The organism is Cytobacillus purgationiresistens, assembly GCF_030813235.1.
Taxonomy (GTDB): domain Bacteria; phylum Bacillota; class Bacilli; order Bacillales; family Cytobacillaceae; genus Cytobacillus; species Cytobacillus purgationiresistens.
This window is the reverse complement of record NZ_JAUSUB010000035.1, coordinates 42110-50861: the sequence shown is the minus strand read 5'-3', so window position 1 is coordinate 50861 and position 8752 is coordinate 42110. Positions and strand designations below refer to the sequence as shown.

The 8752-nt window shown below is 38.9% G+C and carries 6 protein-coding genes, 1 riboswitch and 1 other annotated feature; of the genes, 3 read left to right on the top strand and 3 right to left on the bottom strand.

The annotated features are described in order from the left end of the window. Positions 1-281: 281 nt before the first annotated feature. From argS to mgtE, 3 genes are all read right to left on the bottom strand, one after another. Positions 282-1967, bottom strand: a complete 1686-nt coding sequence (gene argS / locus J2S17_RS25000; RefSeq protein WP_307479125.1) for an arginine--tRNA ligase — start codon at positions 1965-1967, stop codon at positions 282-284. A 49-nt stretch (positions 1968-2016) separates the two neighbouring features. Beyond that, positions 2017-2237, bottom strand: a binding site (T-box leader). Positions 2238-2280: 43 nt separating this feature from the next. Beyond that, on the bottom strand, positions 2281-3471 hold the full coding sequence (locus tag J2S17_RS24995; RefSeq protein WP_307479114.1) for an FtsW/RodA/SpoVE family cell cycle protein: 1191 nt from the start codon (positions 3469-3471) through the stop codon (positions 2281-2283). A 228-nt stretch (positions 3472-3699) separates the two neighbouring features. Continuing rightward, entirely contained in the window at positions 3700-5058 is a 1359-nt protein-coding gene (gene mgtE, locus J2S17_RS24990; RefSeq protein ID WP_307479112.1) for a magnesium transporter, read from the bottom strand. Between the two features lie 541 nt (positions 5059-5599). On the opposite strand from mgtE, the gene J2S17_RS24985 reads away from it, so the two are divergent. From J2S17_RS24985 to J2S17_RS24975, 3 genes are all read left to right on the top strand, one after another. Then, the gene (locus J2S17_RS24985; protein ID WP_307479109.1) at positions 5600-6379 is read left to right on the top strand and encodes a hypothetical protein; all 780 of its coding nucleotides are present in this window, start codon (positions 5600-5602) and stop codon (positions 6377-6379) included. Between the two features lie 63 nt (positions 6380-6442). Then, positions 6443-6642, top strand: a riboswitch (cobalamin riboswitch). Positions 6643-6764: 122 nt separating this feature from the next. Further along, positions 6765-7727, top strand: a complete 963-nt coding sequence (locus J2S17_RS24980; RefSeq protein ID WP_307479106.1) for an ABC transporter substrate-binding protein — start codon at positions 6765-6767, stop codon at positions 7725-7727. Positions 7728-7773: 46 nt separating this feature from the next. After that, positions 7774-8751, top strand: coding sequence for a FecCD family ABC transporter permease (locus tag J2S17_RS24975; RefSeq protein ID WP_370875121.1), 978 nt, complete (start codon positions 7774-7776; stop codon positions 8749-8751). Position 8752: the final 1 nt, after the last annotated feature.

The following is an 8752-nucleotide window of genomic DNA, read 5'->3' as shown; positions in this document are numbered from 1 at the left end:
TGGTGAGGAAAAGCTCAAGAGGGTAAACTAGATGGAGCAACTAGTGCCCGGATGGTGAGGAAAAGCTCAAGAGGGTAAACTAGATGGAGCAACTAATGCCCAGATGTAAGGAAAAACAAAAAAGGGGAATTAGAATAAACAGTCTAATTGAATTCCACCCAGCCTATAAAATCAGTAAAAACACTCTACAGGCTGAATGTCTTCAAAATAAATTTGTCCTACCAAACACTGATTGTATTACTGTTTCATCTATCTTTAAATACCACTATTTTTCAGCACTTCTACATTTCTTCCGGTGCATCCATTCCCAGGAGTTTCATGCCATCAGCTAATACAATCATTACAGCTTTTACGAGTGCGAGCCGCTCTTGTAATTCATTGTCTTTTTCCAATATGCGTACATTTCCATAGTATTTATTAAACGCTTGTGCCACATCAATTAAATGCTTGGCAATGGTTGAAGGGGAAAGCTGATTGTATGCCTGCTTTACCTTATTCGGATATTGCTGTAACAATTTTGCCGTTTCCCAGGCGTAAGCATTCTCTAGTCCAGCTTCGCTCAAGGGAAGTGCTCCTGTTTTTCGGAGTAAAGAACAAGCTCTAGCGTGTGTATATTGAAGATATGGTCCAGTTTCGCCCTCAAATGTAAGCATATCTTTTAATGAGAATTCGATATTATTCATACGGTCATTCTTTAAGTCATGGAAGAGGATGGCGCCGATACCTACGGACTGAGCAATCTTCTCCTTATTCTCCAAGCTTGGGTTCTTCGCTTCTATATTTGCACTTGCCTGCTGGATCGCTTCATTAAGGACGTCTTCTAAAAGAATAATCCTGCCTTGACGAGTGGACATCTTCTTGCCATCCTTCAAATATAATCCAAAGGGGATATGTGTCACTTTCTCATACCAATCCAGGTGAAGCCTTTTTAGCACAGCTTTGATTTGTTTAAAGTGGACCGTTTGCTCCTGGCCAACGATATATAATGCTTGATCAAAGGCGTAAGTTTCCTTCCTGTAGATGGCAGCTGCTAAATCACGAGTGGCGTACAGTGTGGCTCCATCTGATTTTTTAATAAGGTAAGGAGGGAGTTCTTCCTCAGGTAATGTAACAACTTCGGCTCCATCAGACATAGTGAGGAGTTGCTCTTGCTGCAGGCGATTGACCACTGTCTCCATTTTGTCATTATAGAATGCCTCTCCGTTATAAGAATCAAAGTGGATATTCAATAGGCGATAGATGCGTTCAAACTCCTTTAACGAGTCCGCTCTAAACCAGCTCCATAGCTCAGCAGCCTCTTCGTCTCCGTTTTCTAGCTTTTTAAACCAAAGACGAGCTTCATCATCCAGCTCTGGATGATCCTTTGCTTCTTCATGAAACTGTACATAGAGCTTAAACAGTTCCTCAATGGGACTTTCCTTTACCTTATCGAAGTCTCCCCATTTTTTATAAGCAGTGAGGAGTTTGCCGAATTGTGTTCCCCAGTCACCTATATGGTTGATTCGGACGGTTTGATAGCCCTGCTTTTCGGCGATATTAGCCAGAGCCTGGCCAATGACTGCTGAGCGAAGATGTCCCATTGAAAAAGGTTTTGCTATATTGGGCGAGGAGAAATCGACGACGATTGTTTTACCCTTGCCAGTTGTCGAACAGCCATATTGCTCCCCAGTTTCCAGTACGCTGTTTACAATATGAGCACTTCCGCTCTTTTTTGCAAAGAATATATTAAGATAAGGACCCACTGCTTCCGTTTTCTCAATTAACGGATGGGCAAGTTGTTTGGCCAGCTCTTTCGCGATGATCGCAGGAGGCATTTTCATAGTCTTTGCTAAGATAAAGCATGGAAAGGCAAGATCCCCATGCTCGCTATTCTTAGGAATTTCTATGACTCGGCGAATGTCATTTACCTGTATTTCTTTACTTGTCATGTCGCTTATTTGCTTAATGAAAATTTCTTTAAAGTCTATCACCTTTTCCACCTCCAAAAAAAATAGAAAAAGCCCGTCTCTATATAAAAATAGAGACGAGCTTTATTGACCCGCGGTACCACTCTGATTGTCCAAAAGGACCCCTTAAGAAATGTTTATAACGGAAACATTGGTCCGGCACAGCCTAATGGATTGTTCAGCCATGAATCTAAGAAGTGCGGTTCGGCAAAGGATTTCAACAGGCTTCCACCCACCCTGTCTCGCTGAAAGGAAATGTTCTTTGCTTACTCTCTTCGTCAGTGATTGTAGTTATTGTTTCAATATTATACGTTGTTTTTTCGAATTTGCAACATCAAGATGCACGAATATATTTGGAACTATCTGAGAACATATAACTTCTTTGATGGTAACGCATCCCAAATATTAATCCCATCGCCATCATATTACCCATGAGCGAGCTCCCTCCATAGCTAATAAAAGGAAGAGGAATTCCGGTAATCGGCAGCACTTGAATCGTCATGCCGATGTTTTGGAAGACATGGAACGTAATCATGCTAATAACACCGACGCAGACATAGGTGTTAAAAGGATCAGCTGCAGCTAATGCTGTTTTCGTTAAATGATAGATCAGGACAAAGAAAAGGCAGATGACCAGACTGGCGCCTAAAAACCCGTATTCTTCACCAATGACACTAAAGATAAAGTCGGTATGAACATCCGGTATGTAGACTTGCCGATCATTAAATCCCTTCCCGGATAAGAGGCCAGAGCCAATAGCATGAAGTGAATTATAGAGCTGCAACCCGTCATCTTGTCTATGAGTGTATGGATCAAGCCATGAATAAATCCTTCTCATTTGGTATGGGTCTATATCAAGGTATTTGTTTAAAAATTCAGGAGCCCAAATAATCAGCGAAATCAGTGTGCCGCCAACTGCCCCTACAATACCGTATATCGGGAAAATGATTTTCCATGAAATCCCTGATACAAGGATAATGCCTGTAAATATGGCGATAATTACAAGTGCTGTTCCTAAATCCTCAATAATGATTAACCCTAGCGGTACAGATGTAACAAGTCCTAGCTTAATTAATAAAAAGAAATCTGTCTTTAAACTCTTATTTACATTTTTTTCTGTGTGCTCAACAATCACCTTACTTAATGCCAGGATTAAGAATACTTTAAAAAACTCAGAAGGCTGAATGGATGGGACACCCTTAATTCCGTTGTACCATAACTTTGCACCTTTGACAGAGTATGCAAGGCTTTCAGGTGCGATAAAGAGCCCGGCTTGAAGCACAACGCCAATTCCAAACAAAATCCATGTCATTCTTTTTACTTGATCTGTATCGAAATACATAATAACAGCAATAATAGTTATTCCGATGACATAAAAAACAACTTGCTGCAGCACAAAGTTATCGGGATATTGAGCTGTTCTTTGCCCGCTATAAATAGCTACACAGCTAACCAAAAAGAATAAAAATAATATCAGACATAATGTCCAGTCAAACCGGTCAGCAACTTTTTTCTTTGGATTCATTAATTAAACACCTAGCTCCTACACATTGTATTGTTAATATTATTTGAGTAAGAAACGAATTTTATTTTTCAAAAAAATGACAGTTTTATCCTATCAAAGGTGATTCACTTTTACAATGGGGTTTCATTAAAGCGAAGCTGTAAAATCTGTTTCTGTCTATTTAGACGAAAGCGGGAGATTAATAGTTTCCATTTCTTTAAAAAAACACACGGGTTCTTTTCCCGTGTGTTACATGAGATGTTTAATAAACATTGTTGCGATGCCAAAGTAAGTAATGAGTGAGAAAATATCATTTAGTGTCGTGATGAGCGGCCCAGATGCGATAGCTGGATCAATGTTCAGGCGATAAAGAATCAGTGGAATAATGGCTCCGGATAAAGTTCCAATAATTAGGGTGAAGAATAATGATACACCTACAACAAGCCCGAGTACCGCATTGCCTTGCCAAAAGTAGGCGATAAGAGAGATGAGGACGCCGCATGTCAGACCGATGATCAATCCAACACCAAGCTCACGGAAGATCAGGTTAGTGACGACTTTTTTATTAATATCATTTGATACAAGTCCGCGGACAACAACAGCAAGTGATTGTGTTCCCGTGTTTCCTGTCATCCCTGAAATCATCGGCATAAAGAAAGCAAGTGCCACTACTTGAGCTAATGTATCTTCATAGCCTGAGATAATACTGCCTGAGATAATCCCGATAAATAAAAGCAGAATGAGCCATGGCAGCCTTCTGTAGGCGGCAACAAAAGCCTTTGTATCAAAATCAATTGATTTACCTGATGCGGATAATTTTTCGATATCTTCATTTGCTTCTTGGACAATGACATCCATCAAGTCATCGACTGTGGCAATTCCCATTAATACATTATCATCGTTCACAATGGGAATGGCGAGAAAGTCATATTTCTGTACCATATTGGCAACTTCCTCTTGGTCAGTCGCCAAGTTAGCCGAAATGACGCGCTCATACATAATATCGTGAATAAGATCAAGCGGCTCCGCAATGAGTAAATCTCGGTAAGAAACTACTCCGACCAGCTTTCTATCTTGATCAATCACATACAAATAATTGATGGTTTCAGCGTATTCTGCAAAGGTTTTTAATTTATCAACCGCTTCTCGGACAGTATAGTAATCACGAATCCAAACAAAACGGTTGGTCATGAGCCTACCTGCCGTTTCAGACGGGTAATTCATCATGTCCTGGATGATTTTTGATTCACTTTTTTTCATTCCAGATAGAAGGGAAGCAATTCTTTCTGGAGACATGTCATCTAGTAGTAAGGCTAAGTCATCGTTATCCATTAAATCGAGAACTTTACCTGTTCGTTCAATTTCAATTATATTTAAGACCTCAAGCTGCTTTTCTTTATTTAGTTCTTCAAGAAGGTCAGCGAGACGATCAATATTCATAAATAGTAAAAAGCGCTTTTTATGCTTTTCCGGCAGGGTATCATAAACTTGCGCAATATCATATGGTTGAAGTTCGTCTAGTATTCGCTCGAATTCCTTTTTCTTATTTTCTTTCAAGGATTTGATAATTAGAAGTGTGATTTGATTTTCGGTCATATTTTGAATCAAAATTCTCACGTCCTTTCTGCCGAAATAGGTGTCATCTTACTATGAAGAAAGGCGCTTTTGCAGGTTTCTAATGCAACATGATTTATAGCTGAATCTTCATTGGTTACAGGTGTTTATACTCATCGTGATGCCACACGCTTATCTTACCATTGTTCTGCATAAATAATAATGGATTATGTTAAAAAAAATCAAAAATGAAAAATGAATATTTTTGTAATAAAAATGTCTGTGTATGGAAATGGAATGGGGAAATTGTAATGTTTTTTTAATAACCTATTTCACATTCTATTTGTTAAAATAAAGAAGATGTAAGGATACATTAAAAATAGTGGTATTTCAGCTTTTTTCAAAGATAGCTTGTTCTTAGAGAGTGTTTTTTTATAAAAACTACCCTCTTTTTTATGAGTTAAATCCTATACTAAGAAAATAATTTTATAGCTCTAAAGTTTGTGACTAGCATTTTTCACTACAATGAATATATGATGAATAGTGGATTGAGCTAAAGACACGTCTTTTTATTATGCATTCGGAGGTTTCTAAATTGAAAAAGAGAAATCATAGTATTCGAGATCTCATCTACATTCTTTTAAATGAACAGGATCAATATGTCATTTCCTATGGCATAGAATTTACCGAATTTACTTATTCGTTGTCAGATTCAATGAATAACCTTCTTCTTTTGAAACATCATTTTGAAGAGGGTGATATCAATATGCACACAATGTTCGAATATGTTTCTCGGGATGACCTGAAAAAGTTAGCAGAAGATGATGTCTATGGATATGGTGATTTTTGCTGGATTGATTTTGAAGAGGAGGAATCTTTGAATGAACTTCCAGGGCAAGTCATTGCTGAACTTCTGTATTTAGGGCATACCAAGGAGCATTTGCGCAAACCCTTTTATAATTATATAAGAAACCGATTCGTTTATTTAGCACATGATGACGGTTGGTTCAACAAGGTTTTTTATCGTGATTTTAATGACTTTTACCAAATGCTAGGTGATGTCATTCCAGGGAAATTGGAGCAAATGAAGGTTGAAAAGTCTTTGCTCGGGTTAAAGAAAAAGAAATCCTATCCGGCTGTGCCCAAGGATTTACTTCTTTCATTAAAGAAATTAATGAAAGAAGGCATGGTGATTTCACTAAATAATTGTGAACATACACGGTCGAGAATCAGTATTCCGCTATGGACAATTGGTGATTTTGCAAATATGGACGATATGTATGAAGAATTTGAAGTGACTTCTGCTCAAAACCAATGTGAAGCAAAACTAATATTGGATAAAAAGACGAAGGAATGGCAAATTGTTAGCTGTTAGTGCTGGAAATAGATAGATGCTTTATCGCTTTAGGTAGTATATAATAAAACAGACAGAAAATTTCATATTTTTACAAGATCAGGTGTCAATAAAAAAAGAGATTCTTTTTATGACTTAATAGGGAAGTTGGTGAAAAGCCAACACGGTCCCGCCACTGTAAATGGGTAGTCAACTGCCATAATGCCACTGTACAAATGTATGGGAAGGTGCAGGAGACACGATTATCCATGAGTCAGGAGACCTGCCTGATCTTAAAGCACCATTAAACCTACGAGGATAGGAGGTGTTTGTTAAGGTCATTATGGTTATTTTTATTTATGACATCCAAACATCTCCGTATCAACTTGGGGATGTTTTTTATTTATTTTTGGGGGTTGAATGAAGGATGAAAAAACTTTATCGATTATTTATTGTGTTATTGCTTGCAGGAGCTGTACTCGCTGGCTGTGGTAATGAAGCACAAGAGACAGAAGATAATAAACAAGAAGGAAATCAGCAGGAACAATCCGCGTTTCCAACTACGATAACAGATGCCCAAGACCGGGAGATTGTTATTGAGAATAAGCCAGAAAAAATTGTTTCATTAATACCAAGTAATACAGAAATCGCCTTTGAATTAGGATTAGGCGATGAAATTGTTGGTGTATCCGATTTTGATAATTATCCTGATGAAGCAAATGATAAAGAGAAAATAGGCGGTCAAGAGTTCAATGTAGAGAAAATTATTTCTTTAAGTCCTGATCTCGTGCTTGCCCATAATTCAAGTGCGCATAATGGCGAAGCGGGGCTCCAGCAATTAAGAGATTCTGGGATTACAGTCCTGGTAGTTAATGATGCGGCTAGCTTTGACGAAGTGTTTGAATCCATTACGATGATAGGAACTGCTGCAGGGGAGAAGGAAAAGGCGGAAGAGCTTATTAAACAATTGAAGGATAGACTTGTAGAAGTTGAAGAAAAAGCGAAAAGTATTTTGCCTGAAGATAGAAAAACAGTGTTTGTTGAGATTTCACCGGCGCCTGAGATTTATGCAGTGGGACAAGAAACCTTTTTAAATAATATGCTTCAGCTTATACAGGCCGATAATGTAGTTACGGAAGAGGGCTGGCCAAAATTGGATGAGGAATCAGTGATTGAGAGAAATCCGGAAGTGATTATTACAACATATGGTTATTATACAGAGAATGCTGAGGGACAAGTATTAAATCGCAATGGCTGGCAAGATGTCACGGCGATAAAAAATGAGCAAGTGATAGATGTACATTCTGATAAGGTTACACGCACAGGCCCGAGGCTCATTGAAGGAGTAGAGGAGCTTGCTAAAGCAATTTACCCGGAAGTTTTTAAATAATAAAGGTGTTGCGTATTTAACGGCATTTATATTCCTGATTATTACCATGTTAATGGGTATTTCAATTGGAACGGTATCTGTACCCGCTTTAGATATCGTGAAAATCATAGGATCAGAAATTTTTCGGTTAGCTCCAAGTGGAGAAATCGACCCGATGCATGCGAATATTGTGATGAATATCAGGCTACCTAGGGTGATATTAGCTGGAATTGTTGGGGCATCACTTGCGATTGCAGGTGCTGCCTTTCAAGGTTTATTAAGGAATCCGCTTGCAGACCCTTACACATTAGGTGTTTCCTCAGGTGCATCTGTAGGAGCAGTACTGACGCTTTTCTTCGGAATTTCTATTCCTTTTGCTGGAGCGTTTACATTGCCGTTACTCAGCATTTTATTTGCTTTCGTTACGATCTTTGTCGTATTGATCTTTGCGCGTCAAATTGATCGTTCGATGAAGGTGGAGACGATTATACTTACTGGAATCATTTTCAGTTCTTTTTTAGGCGCTTTTATTTCTCTTATGATTGCGCTTACGGGGGACGAATTACGGCAAATCATTGGCTGGCTACTCGGAAGCGTGTCCATGCGAGGATGGGAATATATCAAAATCATTCTGCCATTCTTCTTGATAGGATCAGTGATATTACTTGCCAATAGCCGCGAGTTGAATGCCATGTCCTTTGGAGAAGAGCGGGCACAGCATATTGGTGTAAATGTACAAAGGCGAAAAATGGTCATATTATTTGCTGGTTCTATTTTGACAGGTGCGGCTGTAGCAGTATCAGGAACGATTGGTTTTGTTGGTCTGGTGATTCCGCATTTAACAAGATTACTATGGGGGCCAGACCATTTACATTTGCTTCCGCTTTCAATCATGACAGGAGGGGGATTCCTCATCTTGGCTGATCTTGTTGCCCGTACGATCATTTCCCCAACCGAACTTCCTATAGGTGTGATTACAGCACTCATTGGTGCACCAGTGTTTGCGATGATACTTATGAAGAGAAGAGTGGAAAGAAGAGGTTAAA